Here is a 24,071-nt window from a genome sequence, read left to right as displayed (position 1 = left end):
ACCCGCCATGAACTATGCCGCGCCCTGGTGGCTCCCGGGCGGCAACCTGCAAACCATCTGGGCCGCGCTGCAATCGCGCCGCTTCCTCGGCCCGCAGCCGGTGTTTCGCCGCGAGCGCTGGACCACGCCGGATGAGGATTTTGTCGATGTCGACTGGCTGGTCACGGACGACGCGACTCCGGAACCCAAACCCTTACTGGTGGTGTTCCATGGCCTGGAGGGCTCCTCGGCCAGCCACTACGCCGAAGCGCTGGCCGATGCAGCGCGCCAGCGCGGCTGGGCCTGCGCGATTCCGCATTTCCGCGGCTGCTCGGGCGAGATCAACCTCGCGCCGCGCGCCTACCATTCGGGCGACTTCGCCGAGATCGACTGGATACTGCGGCGCTTCGCGGAACAGCGCGGCGGGCCGGTGATGGCCGTCGGCATCTCGCTGGGCGGCAACGCGCTGATGCGCTGGGCCGGCGAGATGGGTGCCGAGGCCCGGCAGGTGGTGGCCGGCATCGCCTCAGTGTGCTCGCCGCTGGACCTTGCCGCCAGCGGCTGGGCCATAGGCCGGGGCTTTAACCGCCTGGTCTATACCCGCATGTTCCTCAAGACCATGGTGCCCAAGGCCTTGCAAAAGCTCGAGCAGCACCCCGGGCTCTTCGACCGCGAGCGGCTGCTGGCTGCGCGCGACCTTTATGCATTTGACGACGTCTTCACCGCACCGCTGCACGGCTTCAAGAACGCCGACGACTACTGGTCGCGGGCCTCGGCCAAGCCGCACCTGCACCGGATTGCCGTCCCCGCGCTGGCCCTGAACGCGCTCAATGATCCCTTTGTGCCGGCGTCCAGCCTGCCGCAGGCTTCGGAGGCGGGCCCGCACGTCACGCTGTGGCAACCGGCCCAAGGCGGCCACGTGGGCTTTCCCTCGGCGCCCTTCCCGGGCCATGTGCGCGCCATGCCCGACGCCGTCACCGCCTTTCTGGCGGCGCAGTTATAGCTCCGCGCGCAGAATAGGCTTATGGACGACATAGTTCGGCAGGCGATTGCCAAATGGCCCAATGTGCCCGACTGCTACGGCTGGCTCGGGCTGGACGCGCGCGGCAACTGGTATATGCGCGACGACAGGGCCCAGGCCGCCGGGCCTTTTAGCGGTGTCCCGGGTGCGGACCCCGCGCGCAACAAGGCCGCCAAGGGCTCGCTGCTCAAGCACGACAAGCTGATCGACTTCATCCAGCGCAATTACGAAAGCGACGCCGGCGGCCGCTGGTTCTTCCAGAACGGCCCGCAGCGCGTCTATGTGGAGCTCGAAGCCACGCCGCTGGTCTGGCGCGTGGGCCCGGCGCCGTCCTTCGCCGTCACCGCGCACACCGGCGCGGCCGCGCGCGCGCAGCGCTGCATTCTGGATGAAGCCGGGCGGCTTTATCTGGAAACCGACCTGGGTTTTGGCCTGGTCCACACCCAGGACATGACGCATGCCGCCGATGCGGTGGAGCAGGGCCTGTGGGTACCCGAGGACTACAAGGCCCGCGACCTGCCGGCGCGCTTTGCTTATGTGCGCAGCCCGCAGGCGCAGCAGCAGCAAAAGTAGCGGCCATGAAAAAAGCCGGTCGAAACCGGCTTTTTGGGAAACTGCGTGAGGGCTTACTTGGCCGCGCTGGCTGCCGCTTCGGGCGCGGACGCTGCCGCGGCAGGCGCCTTGGGTTCGGCAAACTTGCCGCCGGCGGCTGTCGTCATGTAGACCACGGCCTTGCCGATCTCGATGTCTTCAAAGTCGCCGCCGCCTTGCGCGCCCATGGCGCCCTTGCCCTTGAGGGCCGAATGCCAGAGCGTGTCGAAGCCGGTCTTGATGCGGGGGCCCCAGGCGCCCGCGTCGCCGAACTTCGGTGCGCCGGCGGCGCCCGTGCCGTGGCAGGTCACGCACTGGGCTTTGTAGACTTCTTCGCCGGATTTGAGCGGGCGGTTCGCATCACGGATTTCAACCGAACCGATTTTCTGGATGCGTTGTGCGACGGTTTTGGCGTCTTCGTTGGCGCCGGCGGCCGGCTTGTTGGCCGAGGCGACGTAATAAACCAGGCCGATGATGGCGAAAACGGGGACGACAAAAGAGAAAAAAACCGCTGCCAGCAGCTGCTGGGGCGTCTTGATCGGGCCAGTGTGGGCTTCTTCGTGGGCCGTGGTGTGGTCGTTTGCGCTCATGGCGTCCTCAAAAAACTAAAAATCGGGGGGCTATCGCGTATTGGTGGCGCGCCTGTACAGCGCTTGCTCAGCAACCTCGCATTATAGCTGGGGCTCTTGCCGGGCCCGGGGAGTGCCGCGGCCGGCTGGTAGAATCGGACACGCTGCGCGGCGTGAATCGCCCGCGCGGCGCAAATGCCCCGATTTCGCGCCTTCCCCGGCCGCGAATTCCGGCGCAAACCGTTTCCAGCGTTGCGGCTGTAGCTCAGTGGATAGAGTATTGGCCTCCGAAGCCAAGGGTCGTGGGTTCGATCCCCGCCAGCCGCACCAATTGCCGTCGCCGTGCCGCAGGACCCAGCCTGCGAAACTAACGAGACGGCCGCCAGGATTTCAGCAGCTCCCGCGACGCGGCGCAGGCCCGCGCGGCGCGCTGCGGCAGTCCCAGTTCCGGATGGGTCTTGCCGGCCGGCGCCTCCACCGATAAGGGGATATCAGCCGGCAAGGCATCCATGTAATCCTTTAGCGGCAGCTCGCCTTCGCCCGGGAACAGGCGTCCCTGGCGCGCTTCGTCGGTGACGCCGGCGTCGGTCGGGTCCTTGAGCGGCGCGTCGCACAGTTGTACCGAGCCGAGCAGGGCGGCCGGGATCTCGCGCAGCATGGCGGCCGACCCTCCGGAGCGGTACAGGTGCAGCATGTCCACCAGCAGCCTGCCGTTGGGCCGTGCCGCGCGCGTGACGATTTCCAGCGCCTGCGGCAGCGTGCCGACGATGCGAAAGCGCATGAACTCCAGGTCCACACCGAGGCCGACGCCGGCGGCAAGGTCGCACAGCACGCCGAAGTTGTCGGCCAGGCGGCCGAAGTCCGTGTCGTCGCCCGAGACGCTGAGGCGCCGTGCACCCAGCTCGGCGGCCAGCGCCACGGTGGCGGCGTAGTCGCCCACGCGCAACTGCGGCGCGACAGAGAGGAACTCCACGTCATGCACGCCGACGCCGGCATCGGCCAGGCGGCGGCGCCATTCGATGACCGTGGGCCGGCTCAGCGGATAACACAGGCCGCCGGGCACGGCGGGAAAGACGCGGATGCCGACCTTCTGGTAGCCGGCCTGGGCCGCGAGGTCGAAGAAGGCCGGCGGCGCCGCGTCCAGCACGGTGAGATGGGCAAGAGACAGTGGAATCATGGTGTTATTTGTGGAGGATCTGGCCGAGGAAGTCGCGCAGCCGTTCATGTTGTGGGTTGACAAAAAACGTCTCGGGCGGCCCCTGCTCGACGATCTCGCCGCGGTCCATGAACAGCACGCGGTCGGCGACGCTGCGCGCAAAACCCATCTCGTGCGTAACGCACAGCATGGTCATGCCTTCTTCGGCCAGCCCTATCATGGTGTCCAGCACTTCCTTGACCATCTCCGGGTCCAGCGCCGAGGTTGGCTCGTCGAAGAGCATGATCTTGGGCGTCATGCACAGCGCCCTGGCGATCGCCACGCGCTGCTGCTGGCCGCCCGAGAGCTGCGCCGGGTACCTCTTCGCGTGTTCGGGTATGCGCACGCGCGCCAGGTATTTCATCGCAATGGCTTCGGCCTCGGCCTTGCCGGTGCCGCGCACCTTCATGGGCGCGAGCATGCAGTTCTCCAGCACCGTGAGGTGCGGGAACAGGTTGAACTGCTGGAACACCATGCCGACCTCGGCGCGCACCGCGCTGACGTTCTTCGTGCCGGCGCCCAGGTCCATGCCGTCGACCACGATGCGGCCCTTCTGGAAGGGCTCCAGGCGGTTGATGCAGCGTATCGTTGTCGACTTGCCCGAGCCCGAAGGCCCGCAGATGACGATGCGCTCGCCCCTGCGCACCGTCAGGCTGACGTCGTTCAGCACCTGCGCCGCGCCGAACCACTTGCTGACGCCCTCCATCGCGATGATGGTTTCCTTGCCGGCGGCGCGCGGCACCGCGTGGTCCGGCGCGATGCCGGAATCCCTGGAGATCATGGTCCTTGCTCCGCTGTGCAACTATTTCGCCACCACGGCGGGCAAGGCGGCTTCGGTCTCGCCGGAGGCCGGCATGTCCGTGCGCATGTCCTGCCCAATCCATTTTTTGTAGAGCGAGCCCAGTTCGCCGCTGGCGATCTTGCGCGCGATGAAGCCGTTGATGTAGTCCGCCCATTCGCGCTCGCCCGGCCGCACGGCCGCGCCCTGGTAGCCGCGCGCCACCACGAGCTTGATGTCGTATTTGCCGGCACCGGCGATCTGCGCGATCGAGCCGAGCTGCGTGTGCGCCGCGCCGGCCAGGTCCACCTGGCCCGACAGCAGCGCCTGCACCGCCGCGGCATCGTCGTCAAAACGCTGCACGGTCGCGCCGGAGTTCGCCTTGGTCATGGCCGAATCCTGCACGCTGCCGCGCGGCACGCTGATGCGCAGGCCCTTGAGGTCGGCATAGCCCTTCATCGCCGGAAGCGATGTCTTGCCGATCAGCACGGTCTCCAGATAAGAGTAGGGGCGCGAGAACAGCACCACCTTCTGCCGGTCGGCCAGGATGGTGACGACCGCGGCCAGCACGTCCACCTGCCCGGTCAGCAGCGCCGCCGTGCGGTTGGCCACCGTCACCGGCGTGAACTCCGGCTTGACGCCGAGGTCCTTGGCGAGCATTTCCGCGAACTCGATGTCATAGCCGGTCAGCTTGTTGTCCTTGTCGCTGAAGCCCCAGGGAACCTGGGCGACCTGCGCGCCAACCTTGAGCACGCCGGACCTTTTGATGTCGGCCACTTTCTGCGCGTGCGCCAGGCCGGCCATGGTGAGCGCGACGGACAGGGCGATCAGGTTGCGGCGGGTGAATTGTCGAATCATGGTTTGTCTCCTCGAATGAATGCGGAAATCCGCGGGTCTTGCGTGATGGGATCAGCTTGCAACGGCAAAGCGCTTCTCCAGCCGCGCGCTGTAGCGCGACAAGGGAAAACAGATCGCGAAGTAACAGGCCGCCACCAGCCCGAAGGCGAGCAGCGGTTTGTAGGTGACGCTGGAGACGAGCTGGCCCGAGCGAGAGAGCTCGACGAAGCCGATGATGGCCGCGAGCGAGGTGCCCTTGATCAGCTGCACCAGGAAACCGACGGTGGGCGCAAACGACATGCGCAGCGCCTGCGGCAGCACGATGTGGCGCATGCGCGTCCAGTAGGAAAGGCCCAGTGCGTGCGCCGCTTCCGACTGCCCGCGCGGCACGGCCTGGATGCCGCCGCGCCAGATCTCGCCCAGGAAGGCACCCGCATGCAGCGTCAAGCCCACGGCTGCCGCGACCCAGACATTGACCTTGAAGCCGAACACCGGCAGGCCGTAAAACACCAGGAACAGCTGCAGCAGCATGGGCGTGCCCTGGAAGAAGTCGATGAACACCCCGGCCGCCACGCGCAAGGCCCTTACCGGTGCGGTGCGGGCGAGCGCCACACCCAGCCCGGCCAGGCCGCCGCCCAGGAAGGCGATGGCCGAGAGCTGCAGCGTGGCCCACAGGCCGCTGGCAATGACCCAGAATTCAGTGAGCGTGAAGTCGCGAATCATGGCGGCCTCACCGGGTGGGGTAAGAAAAGTAGAAGCGGTCTACCAGCTTGAAGACCGTCGAGAAAACCGTCGACATTGCCAGGTACAGCAAGGCGGCGACGATGTAGACCTCAAAGCTGCGGAAGGTGTCCGAGTCGATGTTCTGGGCCACCGAGGTCAGCTCCTCCGCGGAGATGGAGGAGACGATGCTGGTCGTCAGCAGCAGCATCACGAATTGCCCGGCCAGCGAAGGGTAGACCGTGCGCAGCGCAGGCTTGAAGATGATGTGGCGAAAAGTCTGCAAAGGGTTCAGGCCCAGCGCGGCGCCGGCCTCGAACTGGCCGCGCGGCACCGATTCAATGCCGGTGCGTATGATCTCCGCCGAAAAAGCACCCAGGTTCAGGCTCAGCGCCGCCACCGCCGCGGTGTTCGGCGTCAGGCTCAGGCCCAGCGAGGGCAGTCCGAAAAAGATGAACAGCACCTGCACCAGGAAAGGCGTGTTGCGGACGATCTCGATATAGCTTTGCGCAATCCAGCGTAGCGGCGCGGCCGCGGAGCGCTTGCCCAGAACGGCCAGCAGGCCTATGGCCATGCCAATCGCCACCGCGATCGCCGAAAGCCGCAGCGTCAGCCAGCAGCCCTGGGCGAATTGTTCCCAGTGCGGCAGCAGCACCGCGAAGTTGAAGCTGTAATTCATGTCTGTCGCTCTTGTCTCGTGAATAGGTTTTTTGGGGAACCGACATGGGCGCGCCGGCCCGGCGCCCTCGGGCTTGGCTTTCTAGGCCGGCAGCGAAACCGCGCTCCCCGTGCTTGCCGCCTGCGTCACCGCCAGGGTCGCCTCCAGCGTACGGAAACCGTCCTGCGCCGAACACACGGGCGCTTCGCGGCCTTCGATGAGCGCGGCGAAATGGCGTAGCTGTTCGGTGTAGGGGCAGCCTAGGTGCAGGGCCGTGCGCTCCATGGTCAGCGGGTCGTGCCAGCCCTGGGCTGGGCCCTGGTCCTGGCGGTAGCGCCAGACTTCCAGGCGTGGCAGGGTCAGCGAGCCTTCCGTGCCTGAATAGAAATGCGCGTTGATGTCCTGGCGCGGGAAGCGCTCCGCCTCGCCGGCTGCCAGGTCCCAGTTCCAGGGCGCGGCCGCCGTGTCCGACACGGTGACCGTGCCCAGCGCGCCGTTGCGAAAGCGCAGCGCGACCACCGCGGTGTCCTCGACGCCGAAGCCGCGCACCGCGCTGGACGCCAGCGCCTGCACGCTGTCGATTTCCCCGTAGAGGTGGCGCATCAGGTCGATGTCGTGGATCAGGTTGATCAGGATGGGGCCGCCGCCCGGCTCGCGGCGCCAGGCCACGTCGAAGTAGTCGCGCGGCTTGAGCCAGGTGCACATCACGGTGGCGCTGACCGGCCGGCCCAGCGTGCCGGCGGCCACGATGGCCTTGGCCTTGCGCATGATGGGGTTGTGGCGGCGCTGGTGGCCCACCAGCACCGGCAGCCCGGTGGCGCGCGAGGCTTCGCAGATGCGCAGCCCGTCGGCCAGCGTGTCGGCGATGGGTTTTTCGACCAGCACGGCGGCGCCATGCGCCAGGCAGTCGACCGTGATCTGGGCGTGTGTCACATTGGGCGTCGCGACGATCACGCCTTTCGGTTGGGTTTCGGCCAGCAGGCTTTGGTAGTCGGGGAAGCAGGGCACGCCGATGGCGCTTGCGAAGTCGGCGGCTGCCGGTGTCGGGTCGGCGATGCCGGCCAGTTTCACGTCCGGGCTTTTGAGCGCGCGGTCTATGTGGGTGATGCCGATCAGGCCGGCGCCGATCACGGCGATAGGAAGTCTGCTCATGGGTCCTTTTTTGATGAGGGCTGCTGTTGGGCTGGAGTCTAGTAACAACAAAAATATCTACAATCCGCAAATAGTTGATTCGTATTCAACGAATTGTTGATAATCAAGGCCATGGACCTGAAGGATCTGCACGTGTTCTGCGAGGTGGTTCGCCGCTCCGGCTTTGCCGCCGCTTCGCTGGAGATAGGCACGACGCCGGCGCACATCAGCAAGCGCATTGGCATCCTGGAGGCGCAACTCGGCGTGCGCCTGTTCCACCGCACGACGCGGCGCGTGGTGATCACCGAGGACGGCGAGCGCGCCTACCAGTGGGCGCGGCGCATCCTGGACGACAGCAACGCGATGTCCGAGGCCTTCAGCAGCGCCAAGAGCGAGCCTTCGGGCCAGCTGCGCATCGCCACCAGCCAGCGCCTGGGCCGCGAACATGTGGCGCCCATACTGTCCCTGCTTGGCACGCGTTACCCCCGCATCGAGGTCTGGCTTGAGCTGCTGGACAGGCGCGTGGACTTGGTCAGCGAGAACTTCGACCTCGACATCCGTGTCGGCGAGCCGGCCCAGCCGCAGCTGATTGCGCAGCGCATGGTGGAGAGCTGGCGCATCCTGTGCGCCTCACCCGAATACCTGGCGCGGCGCGGCCACCCCAAGTCGGTGGCCGAACTGGCCGAGCATGAATGCCTGCTGTACCGCGAGCGCGAGCAGCCCTTCGGCACCTGGCGCCTGACAGGGCCCAAAGGGCCGGAGTCCGTCAAGGTGACCAGCCGCTTCAGCTCCAACCACAGCGACGTCGTGAAAGGCTGGAGCGTGGACGGCAAGGGCATTTGCCTGCTGTCGATCTGGGATGTCGCGCAGCCTTTGCGCGACGGCCGGGTGGTGAGGGTGCTGCCCACACACCACGAACCGGCCGACGTCTGGGCCATGACCAGCACCCGCTCGGCCGGCTCGGCCAAGGTCAGGGTCTGCGTCGAGTTCCTCAAGGAACAGCTGGTGCGGGGGCCGCACGCGCTGCAAATAGGCGCGCGCTCGTCACGGCCAGCCTAGGCCGCGAACAGAGGCCCCGCGCGGCCCCCCGCCTGGCCGGGTAAGGGGAGAAAAGCCTCTTTGGATACTTTAAAAGTATCCAATAGCCCGAATTAAGATATTTTACATGCTGCACATGCGTTCCTAGAATCGCGCCAAACAGCCGGGATTTGCAAGTTGTTACAGCTTGCTTTTCCGGTGGCCGGGCAAAAAGATCGTCAAGGAAACGCTGGACTTGCAGTCCATCTGTGTCGCGTATGCGGGGAAGCCGCCATAGCGCACAAGGCGTGAAGCCATGTCGATCTCCGTATTTTTGACAAGCGGGGGATAGGCATGATGTGCATTCGCAATCGATGGTTACAAGTTGTCGTGGCAATGGGCCTGGCTTTTCTCTGTGTGCGCCTTTTTGCCGCGGCCGACAAAACCGCTGGCGAACCGCCCAAGGAGCAGGTGATTGACCTGGAAACCGCGGGCGCGGCCTATCCCTTTGCGGTCTATTCCAACATCGACCTGCGCCGTCCGGATCCCGGCATCCGGCGCGCGGTGGTTTTTGTGCATGGCGTGCAGCGCGATGCCGACCGCTACTTCGGCGTGGGCCTGGGGCTGCTGCAGGCCGCGCGGCTGGACGCCTCCAGCACCGTGCTGCTGGTGCCGCATTTCCTGACGGCCTCGGACCCGTCGCCGGACGGCAGGATCCCGCTCTGGCGCGGCGGCAACTGGATGCAGTGCCAGGAGTCCCGCGGCAAGGAGGCGATCAACTCCTGCGGCGTGCTCGACGATATCGCCCGCTACCTGAGCGCGGACAAGCGTTTCCCCGTGCTCAAGGAAATCGTCTTCATCGGCCACTCGGCCGGCGGCCAGCTGATGCAGCGTTATGCCGTGCTGAACAACAGCGAGGAGGCGCTGCGCAAGGCGGGCATACGCGTGCGTTATGTGGTCTCCAGCCCGTCCTCCTATCTGTACCTGGATGCCAACCGCCCCGAGGGCGAGGACTTCAAGCCGGTCAACAGCATCCTCTGCCCCGGCTACAACAATTTCCGCTACGGCCTGGGCAACATGGTCCCTTACGGCCAGGGCCTGGACGGCGAACAGCTGTTCAAGCGTTATGCGGCGCGCGAAGTCCTCTACCTGGTGGGCGCGCAGGACAACGACCCGGCCTACGAGTCCCTCGACAAATCCTGCGGCGCCGCCCTGCAGGGTACGGACCGCCTGAACCGGCACAGGAACTACCTGCGCTACGAACAATTTCTGGCCCGCAAGTGGGGCACGCCCGTGGCGCGCGCCGTCATGGTGGTGCCCGACGCGGGCCACGAGGCGGCCGACATTTTTGAATCGCACGAGGTCGCCGCAAAAATTTTCCCGGCCGCCGGCCACTAGCAAAAAGCGGGGACAGCATAAGGACACACAGGGACAAACAGGGACAAACAGGGACGCGCCGAAACGCGGGCACACGAAGAAAACACGGAAGAAGCCCACGGCGCGCGCACAACAACAAGACAGAAAACGAATACATGATGGAATCCCCACGCCTTGCCGCACCCCGGCGAAAAATCCTCGCGTCGCAGATTTGCGCAATGCTGGCCGCCGCGCCCTTCACCCTGCCATTTGCTGTCCATGCGCAGACGCCACCCAGCGCCGGTACCCTGTTTGACGCGAACCGGCAGCAGCTCTCGCCCACGGAAAACACCGGCGCGCCGGCAGCCGTGCAGCGCCCCGCGCGCATCGAGAAAGAAACGGAAGGCAGCGATGAAGGCCAGGGCCTGGCCGCGGGCGGGCCGGGCGTGCAGGTCACGGGCTTTGTGCTGAGCGGCAACCGGTCCCTGCCGGCTTCCGAGCTGCAGGGCCAGTTGCAGGAATTTGTCGGCCGCGAGCTGGACTTCGCCGGGTTGGGCAAGGCCGCCGCCAAGGTCACCGCCTACTACCGCGCGCGCGGCTACCTGGTGGCGCGCGCCTACCTGCCGGCCCAGGAAATACAGGGCGGCGTGGTCGCCCTCGGCATCCGTGAAGGCGTCATAGGCCGGGTGGTGGCCGAGCCCGACACCAATGTGCGCCTGGACCCGGAACTGATAGGCCGGCACCTCGCGGGGCTGCAGCCGGGCGAGGTGATCCAGGAATGCGACCTGGAAAACACGCTGCTGCGCCTGTCCGATATCGCCGGCGTGACGGTCAAGGCGGTGCTGCGCCCGTCGGCGGAGCCGGGCGCCACCGACGTCATCGTCAAGCTCAGCGAAATGAGCGCGATCACCGCGCGCGTGAGCATAGACAACGGCGGCAGCTTTTACACGGGCGCCAATCGCCTGTCCGCCAACCTGAGCCTCAACGACGCACTGGGCATGGGCGAAAGCTTCAGCCTCAACACGCAGCAGACTTTTGAAGGCCTGCGTATCGCCGGCGTCGGCTACCAGCAGCCTTTGGGCACGACGGGCCTGACGGTGGGCGCGAACTTCGCGGGCCTGCAGTACAACATCGGCAAAAATCTCAAGGAGGTCCAGGCCAGCGGCGAGGCCCGCATCAGCACGCTGTTCCTCAATGCCGCGCTGCTGCGCAGCCGGCGCGCCAACGTCAATGCCTCGCTGGCGGCGGAATACCGGCATTTCCAGGACACCACAGGCGGCACCACCGTCGACAAATCCGCCCATGTGCTGAGCGCGGGCCTGTTTGGCGACTGGCGCGACGATTTCACCGGTGCGCCGGCCAGCAACAGCTGGAATGTGCGCATGGGCATGGGCCACCTGAAAAAAGAAACCGCCAACGACGCCGCGCTGGACCGCTTTACCGCCAACGCGGCCGGCGACTACAAAAAACTCAACCTGTCCTATAGCCGCCTGCAGCAGCTGGGCGGCGGCTTCTCGCTGCTGGGCTCCGTCAGCGCGCAGTACGCCGACAAGAACCTGGACGCGTCGGAAAAAATGAGCCTGGGCGGCTCGAACGGCGTGCGCGCCTACCCGGCCGGCGAGGCCGCGGGTGACCAGGGCATGCTGGCCCGGCTGGAACTGCGCAAAACCCTGGGCGTCGTCGGCAACGCGGTGGTGGAAGGCGCGCTGTTTGCCGACGCGGGGCGCGTGACCATCAACAAGAAGCCCTGGGATGCCAGCGAAAACCGCGCCAGCCGCTACGGTTACGGCGTGGGCCTGAACGTCTACCACAAGGACCTGGTGTTCAACGCGAGTTTGGCGATGTCGCCCGGCGTCAACCCGACCAGCGAACCGAAAAGCGCGCGCCGCCTGTGGCTGTCGGTCTCGGGTTCGCCCCAGGCCTTTACCGGCCTGGCTTCCAGCAGCAGCGGCGGCAACCGCGGCGAGGATTTCGAGGAAGCGCAGGACGGCATGCTGTTTTACGGCTCGCTGGGCATCATCCCCGAATACGTGAGCCGCTCGGACTCGACACCTGCGGCACCCGCCGACCAGAGCAAGCTGGCCACGCCCAACGGGCGCAATATGTCGGGCTTCTGGCGCGCGCGCGACAACGTCTCTTATATAGGCGCGCGCGGCGGCATCCCGATTTACGAGCAGTGGAAGCTGCTGTGGCAGCTGGAGCTGGGCCTGTCGCTGAGCGCCGGCGCCGCCGGCGTTGATGCCTCGCCGGATTGGACGCACAGGCAGGAGCTGCGCAACACCGGCGTGGCCGTCGCCCATCCCGACGCCGGCACCGCGATGTACGGCAACTGGGACATGCCGCTCAAGGAGAGCACGACTTCCTTCGACCCCTTCGGCGCCACCACCAGCGCGGCCCACTACAACATCATCGGCTCGCCGGGTTTTGCCACCAGCATCACCCGGAATTCGGGCCCGGTGGGCACGGCGGCGGTGAACAACAACGACGATGCCGCTTTCAACCGCCGCCAGGCCGGCGTGTACGGCTACTGGACGCCGAAGATGGGGGGCTTTCAGCTCAAGCTGGCGTACTCGAACAACGGCATGAAGGCCGCGCCCGACGTGGACACCGGCTACCTCTACGGCGGCAGCCTGTCCTATGAGAACGGCGGCTTCTCCGCCGTGGTGGCAGCCGAGCAGCACATCAACTACTTCGGCATCGCGAGCCTGGGCCGCAACGCGCGCGGCGTCGGCACCAACACCCACGTCACGCAGGGCACCACCTCGGACGACTACAGCGTGCGCTACGGCGTGGCCTACGACTTCGGCGACACCAAGGTCTCGCTGATCGCCGACGAGCTGCGCTACGCCGAGTCCGGCGTCGTCAACACCAGCGTCACCTCCAGCGACATGTCCAGCTACCGCCGCCGCGCCTACATGGTCGGCGTCACCCACAAGATAGGCGCCTGGCAGCTGCGCGCCAGCCATGCCAAGGCCTTTGCGGGCGACTGCACCATGATTTCCGGCAACGGCGTGAACTGCTCGACCGAGGGCATGGGCGCGACTTCCCAGGCGATCGGCTTTTCCTATAACTGGAGCAAGCAGCTCAGGATCTTCGGCCAGTACGTGGTGCTGCGCAACCAGCCGCTGGCCAACTACAACTACGCCGTCGCCGGCGTGTTCGGCACCTCCGGCGTAGGCACCACGATTCGCGCGATCGGTGTCGGTATCAACTACACATTCTGAGGGGCTCGCCATGACGCACCAACCTTCCCCGGCTTCTTCCATTCATGCGGCGCGTAAAAATCGCCCGAGGCTGACGCCGCTGACGGCCGCCATGCTGTCGGCGCTGTGCAGCATCTACCCGCTGCGGGTATACGCGCTGGATCCCGGTGCCCTGCCGACCAACGGCCAGGTCACGGCCGGCAGCGGCAGCATCAGCCAGAGCGGCAACGTGATGAACGTGGTGCAGGGCAGCGACCGCATGGCCGCGACCTGGAACACCTTCAACATCGGCAGCGCGGCCAGGGTCAATTTCGCGCAGCCCTCGGCCTCGTCGGTGGCGCTCAACCGCGTCACCTCCAGCGACGCCTCGCAGATCATGGGCCAGCTCAATGCCAACGGGCAGGTCTACCTGATCAACCCTTCGGGCATCCTGTTCGGCCAGGGCTCGGCCGTCAACGTCGGCGGCCTGGTGGCCAGCTCGCTGAATCTCTCCGACGCCAACTTCATGGCCGGCAACAACCGTTTTGAAGCCGGCGGCACGGGCGGCGCCGTGATCAACCAGGGCAGCATCGTCGCGGCCGACGGCGGCTACGTGGCCTTGCTGGGCGCGCAGGTGCGCAACGAGGGCAGCATCACGGCCCGCCTTGGCAGCGTGATGCTGGGCGCCGGCGAAAAAGTCACGCTGGACTTCAACGGCGACGGCCTGATCACCATGCAGGTCAGCGACCCTTCGCTGGGCGCCAGCGTGGTGAACCAGGGCCTGCTCAAGGCCAACGGCGGCGTGGTCGTCATGTCGGCGCGCTCCGGCGACGCGCTGATGTCCCATGTGGTCAACAACGAGGGCGTGATCGAGGCGACCAGCCTGCAGCGCCGCAACGGCGCCGTGCTGCTCGATGGCGGCGGTGCGGGTGTCGTCGCGGTCAGCGGCCGTGTCGACGTTTCGGGCCGCGGCGCCGGCGAAACCGGCGGCAGCTTCAAGGCCCTGGGCCAGTACGTCGGTGTGTTCGACGGCGCGCGCATAGACGCCTCGGGCGACGCCGGCGGCGGCACCGTGCTGGTGGGCGGCAACTACCAGGGCAGCGGCACCGAGCGCCAGGCCGTGGGGACCTTCATGGGCGAAGACGCCCGCATCCAGGCCGACGCGATCAGCAGCGGCGACGGCGGCAAGGTCATCCTGTGGTCCACCGACAGCACGCGCTTTCACGGCGGCATCACCGTGCTGGGCGGCGGGCAGGCCGGCAGCGGCGGCTTGGTCGAGACCTCGGGCCACGCCCTGGAGGCGACGGGTTCGGTGGATCTCAGCGCGGCCTCCGGCAAGGGCGGAACCTGGCTGATCGACCCCTACAACATCAACATCACGAGCACGGCGAGCGTCGGCGCGACCGGGAGTTCCCCATTCACCTCCAGCGGCGCGGCCAGCTCCAACCTGAGCTCAGCCGTGCTCAACGCCTCGCTGTCCGAAGGCGCCAACGTGATCGTCCAGACCTCCGCCGTCGGCGGCACCTCGGGCGACATCAATGTGCTGGACAACGTCAAGGGCGTGGGAAATGCTTCGCTGACCCTGCAGGCGCACCGCAACATCATCATCGGCAGCCGCAGCATCTCCAACGGCACCGGCAAAAGCCTCAACGTCTCGCTGGTCTCCAACTACGGCGACACCGGCAACGGCTCGGTGGCATTGACAGGCAGCACCATCACCACCAACGGTGGGGCCATCACCATCAGGGGCGGCAGCAATCCGCTGACCGGCTATGCCGCCACCAACCAGAGCGGCGCCTCGGGCGTGGCGATCACCGCGGGCACCACGCTGAGCACCAGCGGCGGCAACATCACGATACGCGGTGCCTCCACCTCGACAAGCTCCAGCACCAGCGCGGTGAATATCTCAGGCTCCACGCTCAATGCCGGCGGCGGCAATATCTCCATCCTGGCCAACGTCGGCATCGCCAGCGGAACCGGCGACGCCTTTGTGCTCACCGGCGGCAGCAATGTCCTGACCAGCGGCGCCGGCTCGATCACCGTGGACAGCAGCAACCTGGGCAGCGGCAACGGCACGCGCATCTTCAGCACCAACAACACCCTGGCCGCCAGCGGCTCCGGCAACCTGACGATCAGCGGCAACGCGACTTCCGGCTTCGGCGTACTGATCTGCTCGACCGCCAGCGGCTCCTCGCAGCAACTCACCGTGGGCAGCGGCAAGCTGACGGTCCAGGCCAATTCCAACGGCTTTGCCGGCGCCGGCCGCGGCGTCTACCTGGCGGCCTCGGGCACCGGCGGCGTGGTGCTCAATGCCACGGCAGGCGGCGCCATCACGCTGGGCGGCAGCAGCACCGGCAGCTACGGTACCGTGCTCAATTCGACGGGCTCGGGATCTTCCATCAGCATCTTCTCGGACGGCGCCATCACCGTGGCCGGCAACACCTCGGGCGGCACCACGCCCGCGCTGGGGCTGCTGAGCTCGGGCAGCGGCGCCAGCGCGGCCACCGCTTCGAAGATCAACATCAACACCACGGCGGGCGCACTCAAGCTGCTGGCCAACAACAGCGTGGTCAACCCGACCACCGGCTCGTTCAAGGCGGTGTCGCTGGACGCCAGCGGCGCCTACGCCAGCATCAACCTGGGCACGCAGTCGGGCACGCTGACACTGGACGGCACCAGCTACTCGGGCCGCGGCGTCGACATCGCGCCCTCCGGTGCCAATGCGGCGATCAACATCAGCACCGGCAGCGGCGCCATCGCCGTCAACGGCAACAGCACCAGCAGCTTCGGCGGCTACGGCATTTTCCTGAACTCCACCGGCAACGCCAGCGGTGTCAACGTCACCACCGTGAGCGGCGACATCACTTTCCGCGGCGACTCCATAGGCACCTCGGACGCCATCTCGCTGGGCGGCAGCGCTTCGAGCACCAACTCGGTCAACAACATCGCCTCGCAGGGCGGCAACATCACGCTGCTCGGCAACTTCCACTCGCCGAACGTCGCGGAGCTGGACCACGGCATCGCCATCCAGAGCGTCACCAACCGCATCCAGACCACAGGCTCGGGCAACGTGACGCTGGTCGGCAATGCCGCCGACCAGGGCAACGGCGTCAGCATCTACGGCGGCGGCAAGGCGCTGCTCAGCGTCGAGAACGGCGCGCTGGCCATCACCGGCAGCAGTGTTTACGGTGACGGCGTCGGCGTGCTGACCGGCAACAACGTCATACGCGCCACCGGCAGCGGCACGGTGAGCGTGGCCGGCAGCTCCACCTACGGCAGTGGCGTCACCCTCTACCCTTCGACGGCGACCAGTTCCGCCGCCATCTCCACGGTGTCGGGCAAGCTATCGGTCACGGGCAACAGCGGCGCGGCCTCGGCCGCGCCGGCGGTGCTGCTGCGCAGCGCGGCCTCGGGCGCCGCCAACGGCGTCAGCATCACCTCGGGCAGCGGCGACATCGACATCCAGGCGACGGCCGCGGGCTCCGGCGAGGGGCTGTCCATCGTCGGCAGCAGCGCCAATGCCTTCAACACCGTCAGCACGGGCGGCGACGGCAGCCTGCGCGTTTCGGGTTCGGGCGGCAGCTACGGCGTGCGCATAGACGGCGGCACCAACAAGCTGCAGGTGGAGAACGGCCTGCTGCTCATCAGCGCCAGCGCGCCCAACGGGCAGCCCTTCAGCCAGTCCTCGGATGTCACGACGATTGCCGCCACCGGCTCCGGCACCGTGCTGCGCAACCTGGGCGGCACCATGAACAACAGCCTGACCAGTGCCGCGTCGGCTGGCGCCACCGCCGCGCTGCAGACCGAAATGGCCGGCGGCGACTGGATGGCGCCGCTTGCGGGCGACACCGCGGCGCCGTCCCCCGGCATCGGCACGGACAGGCTCACCATTTCCGTGCTGGCGCCCGGCGCCGATCTCAATGCATCCGCCGGGGGAAAAGACGATGCGACGCCTTGAGCCCGCGCCCGCCGCGGCGACCATCCGTTTCCTGCCGCCGCGCCGGACCGGGCGGCGGGTGCTGCTTGCGCTGCTGCTGGCATCGCTGTCCGGCGCGGCCATCGCCACGGACAAAACCTCCGGCAAGGCCGAGCACGACAATTTCCATTTCCTCGGCGAAATGAACAAGGCTTCCACCGTGATGGTGGTGGAGACCCGGATCGTGCCGCCCGAGCTCGGTAAAAAAATCGCGCGGGCGGTCGACCAGGTGATCCGCGACGGCAACCAGCCCGGCGCCAAACGCCCGGGGGACTACCTGCAGTACGAGCCGCTGATCCTGGCGCTGGCCGGCCCCGACGGCTCGCGCATGCATTCGGGCCGCAGCCGGCAGGACATCCTGTCCACCACACGGCGCCTGATGCAGCGCGAGCGCGCGCTGGCCCTGATGGCCGCGATGATCCAGTCGAAAGCGCAGCTGCTGGCCGTGGCCGAGAAAAACCTGGACACCATCGTGCCGGCCTATACCAACGGCGTGCAGGCCCAGCCCACCACCTACGCGCATTACCTGCTGGCTTTTGCCTCGGTCTTCGGGCGCGACAGCGCGCGCCTGAAGGAAGCCTATGCGCGGCTGAACCTGAGCCCGCTGGGCGCGGGCGCGCTCGGCACCTCGAGCTTTCCGGTCAACCGCGAGCGTCTGGCGGAACTGCTGGGTTTTGACGGCGCGCTGGAAAATTCCTACGACGCGGCCCAGCTGGGCGCGCTGGACCAGGGTGTGGAGCTGGTGGGCCTGTGCAGCAACGCGGCGCTGATGATGGGCCTGCTGGTGCAGGACATGCACGCCCAGTACCACCAGGCCGCGCCCTGGATCACCCTGCAGGAAGGCCGGCTCACCGGCACCAGCAGCATCATGCCGCAAAAGCGCAACCCCTATGCCCTCAACTCGCTGCGCTTGCAGGCCAGCGAGGTGGTGGGCCGCGCCTTCACCTACCAGCTGGAGGCGCACAATGTCACGCCCGGCATGCCCGACTACAAACGCGACCAGGTCGAGAAAACCCTGGAGCTCACCACCGATGCCTTTGTGAAGCTGGCCGAGCTGATGAACAACCTCGTCATCGACCGCAGCCGCGCCCTGCAGGAAGTCGAGGCTGATTACTCCACCACCACCGAGCTGGCCGACATCCTGCAGCGCGACTCCGATGTCCCGTTCCGGGTCGGCCACCATTTCGCCTCGGACCTGGTCAGCTACGGGCGCGCCCACAAGCTCAAGCCTGCCGAGATTCCCTTTGACGTCGTCAAGCAGCTGTACACCGAAGCGGTGAAGGCCTTTGATTTCCCGCGCACGGAATTCCCGCTCACGCGGGATCGCTACCAGACCGCGCTGAGCGCGCAGAACATGCTGGCCTCGAGCAAAGGCCTGGGCGGCCCCCAGCGTGCCGAGACCACCAGGATGCTGGCGGCCGAAAAGCGCCGGCAGGACCAGGACGCCGCCTGGCTCAAGGCGCAGGAAGAAAAACTCGCGCTGGCCCAGCGGAAGCTGGACCGCACTTTTTCCGGGCTGTTCCAATGAGCCTGGCGTCGGCAACGGTGATACTGGCGTTGCCGGAGGGGCGCCATGGCTGAGGACTTTTTTTCGCTCGAGAACTTTGAATACCTGTGCTACTCCCGGCAGCAGGAGCCGGCCGCGCGCGAGCTGGTCAAGCTGCTGCTGCTCATAGACAGGAACTACGGCAACCTGGATGGCAATTTCGCGCTCAGCCTGTCGGCCGCCGTGGGCGCGCAGGAGCGCGACGCGCACGGCCTGACCCGCATCACCAGCGCCATCTCGGCGCTGTTTTCCGACCCGGGCTTTCACGTCACGCCAAACGGCTTCGGCCAGCTCATCAACTTCCAGCGCTGGCTCTCGGCGCTGTTCGCCGCCAGCGCCTTCGTCCACTGCGACCACATCCTGAAGTCGCTCAACTTCCTGGGCCCGGGCGCGCCGGAGTTCCACGTGAGCGAGCAGGACCTGGTGAAGTTCTGCATCCTGTATTCGCCCGAATCGGAAATCCCGCTGGACGCGGAGCTGCTGTGGCGGCAGAACAAAAAACTGGCCGCCGCGCTGTTCACGGCCCTGCTCTCGCCGCGCTTTCTCGGCTCGCCCGCCGCGCACTCCAAACGCGAGGCTTTGCTGGCCTGGCTGCCCGATCACCTCGAGGAAATCGACAGCCTGGACCTGCTGCCGCTGGGCATCCTGCACGACGTGTACATGCATTGCAGCTACGCCGACCTGCCCGGCCGCCATGAGATCAAGCGCCCCATCAACCGCCTGATCCGCAAGAAGCTGGAGGCGCTGGGCCTGGCCCGCGTGCCGGCCACCCTGACCCTGGCCAGCGCCGACAAACCCGTCATGCTGGTGCTGCTCGAGTGGTTTTCCGGCGGGCATTCGATTTACCGCACGCACTCCAGGAGCATGGAGGCCGCGCGCCGGCATTTCTACGTGGTGGCCGTCGCCTATCCCGGCAACATCGACGAGCTGGGCCGGGCGGTGTTCGACGAGGTCGTGGATTTCGAGGTGCCCAACGACATGATGGCCTGCCTGCGCCAGCTGCACACGCTGGCCTGCGCCCTCAAGCCCGCGGTGTTCTACATGCCCAGCGTCGGCATGTTTCCCATCACCATGTTCGCGGCCAACCAGCGCCTGGCACCGGTGCAGGTGGCCGCGCTGGGCCATCCGGCCACCACGCACTCCGACCGCATCGACTACATCAGCGTGGAAGACGACTTTGTCGGCGACCCGGCCTGCTTCAGCGAAACCCTGCTGCGCCTGCCGAAAGACGGCCAGCCTTACCGGCCGTCCGCCATAGCGGTCTCGCTGGAGAGGCCGCGGCGGCAGGACTCGCCCGTCGTCAACATCGCCGTGGCCTCGACCACCATGAAACTCAACCCGAAGTTTTTGCTGGCCTGCCAGAAGATACGCGCCGGCTCGCGCAAGCAGGTGCGCTTTCATTTCCTGATCGGACAGGCGACCGGCCTGATCTACCCGCAGGTGCTAAGGGTGGTACGCCGCTACCTGCCGGACGCCGAGGTCTACGCCCACCAGCCCTATCCCGACTACCTCGCCATCTTCAGCCGCTGCGACATGTTTTTGAGCCCTTTTCCGTTCGGCAACACCAACGGCATCACCGACGCGATGACGGTCGGCCTGCCCGGCGTGTGCAAGACGGGGCCCGAGGTGTTCGAGCATATTGACGAGGCCCTGTTCCGGCGCCTGGGCCTGCCGGACTGGAGCATTGCCGCCAGCGTGGAGGGCTACGTCGCGGCCGCCATTCGCATGGCCGACCACTACGAGGAGCGGGCCGCGCTCTACCGCCGGCTGGAGCGGCCCGAGTGCCTGGATGCCCTGTTCCTGGGCCGCGCGGAGTGCCTGGGCGACCGCCTGCATCAGATCTGGTTGGCGGCGGCCGGGAGGTCCTTGCCCGACAGGGCTTGATGCATGGCCTGGCGGTCCAGCGCTTTTTCCCAGGCACAGACGGCGATGCAGGCCACACAGTTGCCGATCACGTTGGTGAGGGAGCGGCATTTCATCAGCCGCTCCACGCCCAGCAGCAAGACCATGCCGGCCAGGGGAATCAGGTTCAGGCTGGCCAGCGTCGCGGTCAGGGCCACGAAGGACGAACCGGCGACGCTGGCGGCGCTCTTGGACGTCAGCATCATGATGCCCAGCAGCGACAGCAGCTGCCAGAACCCCAGGTCGACATGTGCCACCTGCGCCAGGAAGACCGCCGCCATCGCGATGTAAAGATTGCTGCCGTTCAGGTTGAAGCTATAGCCGGCCGGCAGCATCAGGCGCACCACCGGTTTGGCGCAACCCATTTTTTCCAGCTTCTCGACCAGGCCCGGCAGGGCGGCGATCGATGAGCTGGTGAAGAAGACCAGCAGCAGCTCTTCCTTCACATAGGCGACCAGGCGGAAGATGTTGCAGCCGGCGGCGCGCGCGACCAGGCCCATCACGACGAAGACAAACAGGATGCTGACCAGGTAGATGGCGGCGAGAAAGTGCAGCAGCGGCAGCGCCGAGGATATGCCGTAGCGGCCTATCATGAAGGCCACGGCGCCGAAGGCGGCCAATGGCGCCAGCTTCAGGACCATGCCGACCATGCCGTAGAACACCTGCTGCACGCCTTCAATGAGCTCCAGCAGGCCGCGGCCGCGCTCGCCCACGCGCGCCAGCGCGATGCCCGTCAGCAGCGCCAGCAGCAGGACCTGCAGAATGCTGTTGCCGGTGAAGGCGCCAGCGAAGGTCGAGGGAATGATGTCGAGCAAAAATCCGCTCGCGCTTTGTGTGGCCGGCGCGGGCGCCGCGTGCTGCGCGGCCTCGACGGCAAAAACCGGCGCGAAGCCCTTGCCGGGCGCCAGCAGCAGGGCGCCCACCATGCCCGCCGCCAGCGAGAGCGCCGTCATGGCCTCGAAGTAGAAGAAGGCCTTGACGCCCACTTGCGTGGCCTGCAGCCGGTTGCGCATGCCGGCGATGCCGGACACCACCAGGCAAAAAATCAGCACACCGATCAGCATGCCGACCAGGCGCAGAAAGCCGTCGCTCAGGGGTTTCATCAGCGCGCCGGCGGAAGGGAAGAAATGCCCCAGCAGCATGCCGGCGGCAAAGGCGAAGGCCATCTGCGCGATGGGATGGCGAAGTGTTTTTCTGGTTCTGGTCATCGACCGCCCAGTCTACGGGTGATCTTGCCGCGGGGCTTCGCGAGCCGCGCCATACGGTGGATTTTTGGGGATGGGCGGTGAGTGTAAAGACGCGTAGGTGTCATCCTGCGCCCAGGGCATATACCTAAAATCCGAATGCAATATTCCTGATATCTTTAAAAGATGGGCTGAGGCGATGGAACTGAGATGGAACTGAGACACCTGCGCTACTTCCTGATGGTTGCCGAGGAGCAGCATTTCACGCGCGCCGCCGAGCGGCTGAACATGCAGCAGCCGCCCTTGAGCCACCAGATCCGGCTGCTGGAGGAAGAACTGGGCTTCGAGTTGTTCCGCCGCCATCCCAAGGGCGCGGCGCTGACGGCCGGCGGCGCCGTGTTTGTGCAGGAGGCCAAGGCCATACTGCGCGGCGTCGAGCAGGCCGCGGCGCGCGCGGCGCGCGCCGCGCAGGGGTTTGAAGGCACGCTGGCCATAGGCTTTACCAGTTCGGCCGCGGCCCATCCCCTGATTCCGGGCATCATCCGCGCCTACCGCGACGCCTATCCCGATGTCCACCTGGACCTGCGCGAAGCCAATGCGGCCGAGCTGACCGAGGGCATAGACCGGGGCAAAGTCGATGTCGCGATTTTGCGTTCGCCCGTCAGCCATCCGCGCGGCGTGCGTTTTTTCTCCCTGCTGGAAGAAGAGATGCTGCTGATCCTGCCGGTGGGCCACGCGCTGGTCGTGGGCGCCGCCAAGGACAAGATGCCGTTCGTTGACTTGAGGTCCCTGGCCGATGAGCAGTTCATCCTGGTGCGCAGGCACGGCGCACCGGGCATGTATTCGGACCTGATCGAGGCCTGCGAACAGGCGGGCTTCACGCTCAAGATCGCCACCGAGGTCGAGCGCATGCTGACCAACATCAGCCTGGTCGCGGCCGGCGCGGGCGTCTCCGTCGTTCCAGCCTCGATGAAAAATTTCCACCGCGAGAGCGTGGTGTACTGCCGCATCCGCAATGCCAGGCCCGCGCTGGTGGCGCCCATCACGCTGGTGAGCCGGGATGACAGCGACTCGCCGGCCGAAAAGAATTTCCTGGACCTGGCCAAAAGTTTCGCGCGCCAGCACAAGGCCGCAGAGCAGGCGCGCCGCGCATAGGCGTCGAATGTCTCGGTCTCTTGCACGGTGCGCAAACGGTGCCGGCATGAAAGGACCGCTGGCTTGCTATCTGCGAAGATAGCGTGCTTTATTTCCAGCAAACCCAGGAGCAGGCATGCAAGACGCTATCCATCCCCAGAGGCTTCAGGCCTCCCCGCGCGCATGACGGCGGGCGGGCAACTGGGTTTCGGTTTTGACGAGGCCCTGCTGGCGATGGCCGCCGAGGCCGCTGCCGCCAAGCTGCGCAAGCCCAAGGCGGCGAAGGCGCCCAAGCCCGTGGCGCCCGAGGCCGCGGCACTTCCTCCCGCCGCGACGGGCGAGAGCCCCGAGGCCATGGCCCAGGCGCTGGAGCGCCACCCCGACTACCGCGTGCTCAGGCGATTGGTGCCGGCCATGGAATTTCCGCAGGCGCCGCAGGGGCCCGTGGCCCATGTGGTGATCCTGGACACCGAAACCACGGGGCTGGACGCCTCGCGCGACCAGATCATGGAACTGGCGCTGCTGCGCATCCAGGTCGACACGCAAACCGGCCTCGCGACCGGCCCGGTCCGGGTTTATGACGGGCTGCGCGACCCGGGCATGCCGGTGCCGAAAATCGCGCGCGAAATCACCGGCATCACCGACGCGATGCTGGCGGGCCAGGAACTGGACATGGCGCGTGTCGCCGGCCTGCTGGACGGCGCGGACCTCGTCATCGCGCACAACGCGGGTTTTGACCGCCCTTTCGTCGAAGGCCTGATTCCACAGGCCCAGGCGCTGAACTGGGCCTGCTCTTTCGCCGACATCGACTGGACGGCGGCGGGCCACAGCTCGGCCAAGCTCAGCTACCTGGCCTCCGAACTTGGCTGGTTTTACGATGCGCACCGCGCGGAAATGGACTGCCATGCGCTGCTGGCGGTGCTGATGGCCGAACTGCCGGGCCAGGGCGTCAACGGCCTGGCGCACTTGTTGTCCACTGCCCGCCTGCCCAGCTACCGCCTGCAGGCCACAGGCGCGCCTTTCGCCGCCAAGGAGCTGCTCAAGAACCGCGGCTACCGCTGGGACAGCACCGTCAAGGTCTGGCACACGCGGCTGGGCGGCGATGCCGCGCTGCAGGCCGAATGTGAATGGCTGCAGCGGGATGTTTATGGCGGGCGGGCCGCGCGGCTGGCCTGGGAGCGTTACGACGCGACCAGCCGCTACTCGGGCCGCGCGGGCACGCCGGGATGGGCGCAGCTGAACAGCTAGCCCGTTCCAGTTCGTCGGGAACATTTCGTGTGCCGGCGATGTCAGAC

At 66.7% G+C, this 24,071-nt stretch carries 18 protein-coding genes and 1 tRNA gene; 11 read left to right on the top strand and 8 right to left on the bottom strand.

Translation table 11 applies throughout. From position 1 onward, the window contains the following. Positions 1–7: 7 nt before the first annotated feature. A complete protein-coding gene (locus AC1D09_RS22845; protein ID WP_477663700.1) occupies positions 8–982 on the top strand; it encodes a YheT family hydrolase in 975 nt (324 codons plus the stop codon). Positions 983–1,003: 21 nt separating this feature from the next. Further along, positions 1,004–1,573, top strand: coding sequence for a DUF2946 family protein (locus tag AC1D09_RS22840; RefSeq protein WP_477663701.1), 570 nt, complete (start codon positions 1,004–1,006; stop codon positions 1,571–1,573). 53 nt (positions 1,574–1,626) lie between these two features. On the opposite strand, the gene AC1D09_RS22835 is transcribed toward AC1D09_RS22840, so the two are convergent. Further along, positions 1,627–2,181 (bottom strand): c-type cytochrome, encoded by a 555-nt coding sequence (locus AC1D09_RS22835; RefSeq protein WP_477663702.1) that lies wholly within the window; start codon positions 2,179–2,181, stop codon positions 1,627–1,629. Positions 2,182–2,414: 233 nt separating this feature from the next. Between AC1D09_RS22835 and AC1D09_RS22830 the strand changes: the two genes are divergently transcribed. Further along, a tRNA-Arg gene (locus tag AC1D09_RS22830) sits at positions 2,415–2,490 on the top strand. Positions 2,491–2,527: 37 nt separating this feature from the next. Here the strand turns inward: AC1D09_RS22830 and AC1D09_RS22825 are convergent. The 6 genes from AC1D09_RS22825 to AC1D09_RS22800 form a co-directional block, all read right to left on the bottom strand. Further along, positions 2,528–3,337 carry a sugar phosphate isomerase/epimerase family protein gene (locus AC1D09_RS22825; protein ID WP_477663703.1) on the bottom strand — a complete coding sequence of 270 codons (810 nt, stop codon included), beginning with the start codon at positions 3,335–3,337 and terminating at the stop codon, positions 2,528–2,530. Between the two features lie 4 nt (positions 3,338–3,341). Further along, entirely contained in the window at positions 3,342–4,136 is a 795-nt protein-coding gene (locus AC1D09_RS22820; RefSeq protein ID WP_477663704.1) for an amino acid ABC transporter ATP-binding protein, read from the bottom strand. A gap of 21 nt (positions 4,137–4,157) precedes the next feature. After that, positions 4,158–4,991, bottom strand: a complete 834-nt coding sequence (locus tag AC1D09_RS22815) for a transporter substrate-binding domain-containing protein (RefSeq protein WP_477663705.1) — start codon at positions 4,989–4,991, stop codon at positions 4,158–4,160. A 51-nt stretch (positions 4,992–5,042) separates the two neighbouring features. After that, complete coding sequence (locus AC1D09_RS22810; RefSeq protein ID WP_477663732.1) at positions 5,043–5,690, bottom strand: amino acid ABC transporter permease; 648 nt, start codon at positions 5,688–5,690, stop codon at positions 5,043–5,045. Between the two features lie 10 nt (positions 5,691–5,700). Continuing rightward, a complete protein-coding gene (locus tag AC1D09_RS22805; RefSeq protein ID WP_477663706.1) occupies positions 5,701–6,369 on the bottom strand; it encodes an amino acid ABC transporter permease in 669 nt (222 codons plus the stop codon). Between the two features lie 81 nt (positions 6,370–6,450). Next, a complete protein-coding gene (locus AC1D09_RS22800; protein WP_477663707.1) occupies positions 6,451–7,500 on the bottom strand; it encodes a Gfo/Idh/MocA family protein in 1,050 nt (349 codons plus the stop codon). A 111-nt stretch (positions 7,501–7,611) separates the two neighbouring features. Here AC1D09_RS22800 and AC1D09_RS22795 point away from each other — a divergent pair, with 111 nt between their 5' ends. The 6 genes from AC1D09_RS22795 (at position 7,612) to AC1D09_RS22770 (ending at position 20,440) form a co-directional block, all read left to right on the top strand. Further along, positions 7,612–8,538, top strand: coding sequence for a LysR substrate-binding domain-containing protein (locus AC1D09_RS22795; protein WP_477663708.1), 927 nt, complete (start codon positions 7,612–7,614; stop codon positions 8,536–8,538). A gap of 354 nt (positions 8,539–8,892) precedes the next feature. Then, the gene (locus AC1D09_RS22790; RefSeq protein ID WP_477701249.1) at positions 8,893–9,894 is read left to right on the top strand and encodes an alpha/beta fold hydrolase; all 1,002 of its coding nucleotides are present in this window, start codon (positions 8,893–8,895) and stop codon (positions 9,892–9,894) included. Between the two features lie 134 nt (positions 9,895–10,028). Beyond that, positions 10,029–13,076 carry a ShlB/FhaC/HecB family hemolysin secretion/activation protein gene (locus tag AC1D09_RS22785; RefSeq protein ID WP_477663710.1) on the top strand — a complete coding sequence of 1,016 codons (3,048 nt, stop codon included), beginning with the start codon at positions 10,029–10,031 and terminating at the stop codon, positions 13,074–13,076. A 10-nt stretch (positions 13,077–13,086) separates the two neighbouring features. Then, the gene (locus AC1D09_RS22780) at positions 13,087–16,992 is read left to right on the top strand and encodes a beta strand repeat-containing protein (RefSeq protein ID WP_477663711.1); all 3,906 of its coding nucleotides are present in this window, start codon (positions 13,087–13,089) and stop codon (positions 16,990–16,992) included. Beyond that, complete coding sequence (locus AC1D09_RS22775; RefSeq protein WP_477663712.1) at positions 16,979–18,538, top strand: lyase family protein; 1,560 nt, start codon at positions 16,979–16,981, stop codon at positions 18,536–18,538. Before AC1D09_RS22780 ends, AC1D09_RS22775 begins: the two co-directional genes overlap by 14 nt. 45 nt (positions 18,539–18,583) lie before the next feature. Further along, positions 18,584–20,440, top strand: a complete 1,857-nt coding sequence (locus AC1D09_RS22770; protein ID WP_477663713.1) for a peptide transporter — start codon at positions 18,584–18,586, stop codon at positions 20,438–20,440. Here the strand turns inward: AC1D09_RS22770 and AC1D09_RS22765 are convergent. Continuing rightward, positions 20,392–21,666 carry a cation:dicarboxylate symporter family transporter gene (locus tag AC1D09_RS22765; RefSeq protein WP_477663714.1) on the bottom strand — a complete coding sequence of 425 codons (1,275 nt, stop codon included), beginning with the start codon at positions 21,664–21,666 and terminating at the stop codon, positions 20,392–20,394. The two genes, AC1D09_RS22770 and AC1D09_RS22765, sit on opposite strands and share 49 nt — an antisense overlap. Before the next feature lie 186 nt (positions 21,667–21,852). Here AC1D09_RS22765 and AC1D09_RS22760 point away from each other — a divergent pair, with 186 nt between their 5' ends. Both AC1D09_RS22760 and AC1D09_RS22755 read left to right on the top strand, forming a co-directional pair. Continuing rightward, on the top strand, positions 21,853–22,797 hold the full coding sequence (locus AC1D09_RS22760) for a LysR substrate-binding domain-containing protein (RefSeq protein ID WP_477663715.1): 945 nt from the start codon (positions 21,853–21,855) through the stop codon (positions 22,795–22,797). A 162-nt stretch (positions 22,798–22,959) separates the two neighbouring features. Next, a complete protein-coding gene (locus AC1D09_RS22755; protein ID WP_477663716.1) occupies positions 22,960–24,024 on the top strand; it encodes a 3'-5' exonuclease in 1,065 nt (354 codons plus the stop codon). Positions 24,025–24,071 lie beyond the last annotated feature (47 nt).

It is taken from the genome of Polaromonas sp. P1_A2 (assembly GCF_056406895.1).
Note: the sequence above shows the minus strand (reverse complement) of the source record. Positions and strands in the feature narration are given on the sequence as shown.

Coding starts and splice junctions, on each gene's coding strand:
- AC1D09_RS22845 (WP_477663700.1), top strand. CDS start 8: ATGAACTATGCCGCGCCCTGGTGGCTCCCGGGCGGCAACCTGCAAACC.
- AC1D09_RS22840 (WP_477663701.1), top strand. CDS start 1,004: ATGGACGACATAGTTCGGCAGGCGATTGCCAAATGGCCCAATGTGCCC.
- AC1D09_RS22835 (WP_477663702.1), bottom strand. CDS start 2,181: ATGAGCGCAAACGACCACACCACGGCCCACGAAGAAGCCCACACTGGC.
- AC1D09_RS22825 (WP_477663703.1), bottom strand. CDS start 3,337: ATGATTCCACTGTCTCTTGCCCATCTCACCGTGCTGGACGCGGCGCCG.
- AC1D09_RS22820 (WP_477663704.1), bottom strand. CDS start 4,136: ATGATCTCCAGGGATTCCGGCATCGCGCCGGACCACGCGGTGCCGCGC.
- AC1D09_RS22815 (WP_477663705.1), bottom strand. CDS start 4,991: ATGATTCGACAATTCACCCGCCGCAACCTGATCGCCCTGTCCGTCGCG.
- AC1D09_RS22805 (WP_477663706.1), bottom strand. CDS start 6,369: ATGAATTACAGCTTCAACTTCGCGGTGCTGCTGCCGCACTGGGAACAA.
- AC1D09_RS22800 (WP_477663707.1), bottom strand. CDS start 7,500: ATGAGCAGACTTCCTATCGCCGTGATCGGCGCCGGCCTGATCGGCATC.
- AC1D09_RS22795 (WP_477663708.1), top strand. CDS start 7,612: ATGGACCTGAAGGATCTGCACGTGTTCTGCGAGGTGGTTCGCCGCTCC.
- AC1D09_RS22790 (WP_477701249.1), top strand. CDS start 8,893: ATGGGCCTGGCTTTTCTCTGTGTGCGCCTTTTTGCCGCGGCCGACAAA.
- AC1D09_RS22785 (WP_477663710.1), top strand. CDS start 10,029: ATGATGGAATCCCCACGCCTTGCCGCACCCCGGCGAAAAATCCTCGCG.
- AC1D09_RS22780 (WP_477663711.1), top strand. CDS start 13,087: ATGACGCACCAACCTTCCCCGGCTTCTTCCATTCATGCGGCGCGTAAA.
- AC1D09_RS22775 (WP_477663712.1), top strand. CDS start 16,979: ATGCGACGCCTTGAGCCCGCGCCCGCCGCGGCGACCATCCGTTTCCTG.
- AC1D09_RS22770 (WP_477663713.1), top strand. CDS start 18,584: ATGGCTGAGGACTTTTTTTCGCTCGAGAACTTTGAATACCTGTGCTAC.
- AC1D09_RS22765 (WP_477663714.1), bottom strand. CDS start 21,666: ATGACCAGAACCAGAAAAACACTTCGCCATCCCATCGCGCAGATGGCC.
- AC1D09_RS22760 (WP_477663715.1), top strand. CDS start 21,853: ATGGAACTGAGACACCTGCGCTACTTCCTGATGGTTGCCGAGGAGCAG.
- AC1D09_RS22755 (WP_477663716.1), top strand. CDS start 22,960: ATGACGGCGGGCGGGCAACTGGGTTTCGGTTTTGACGAGGCCCTGCTG.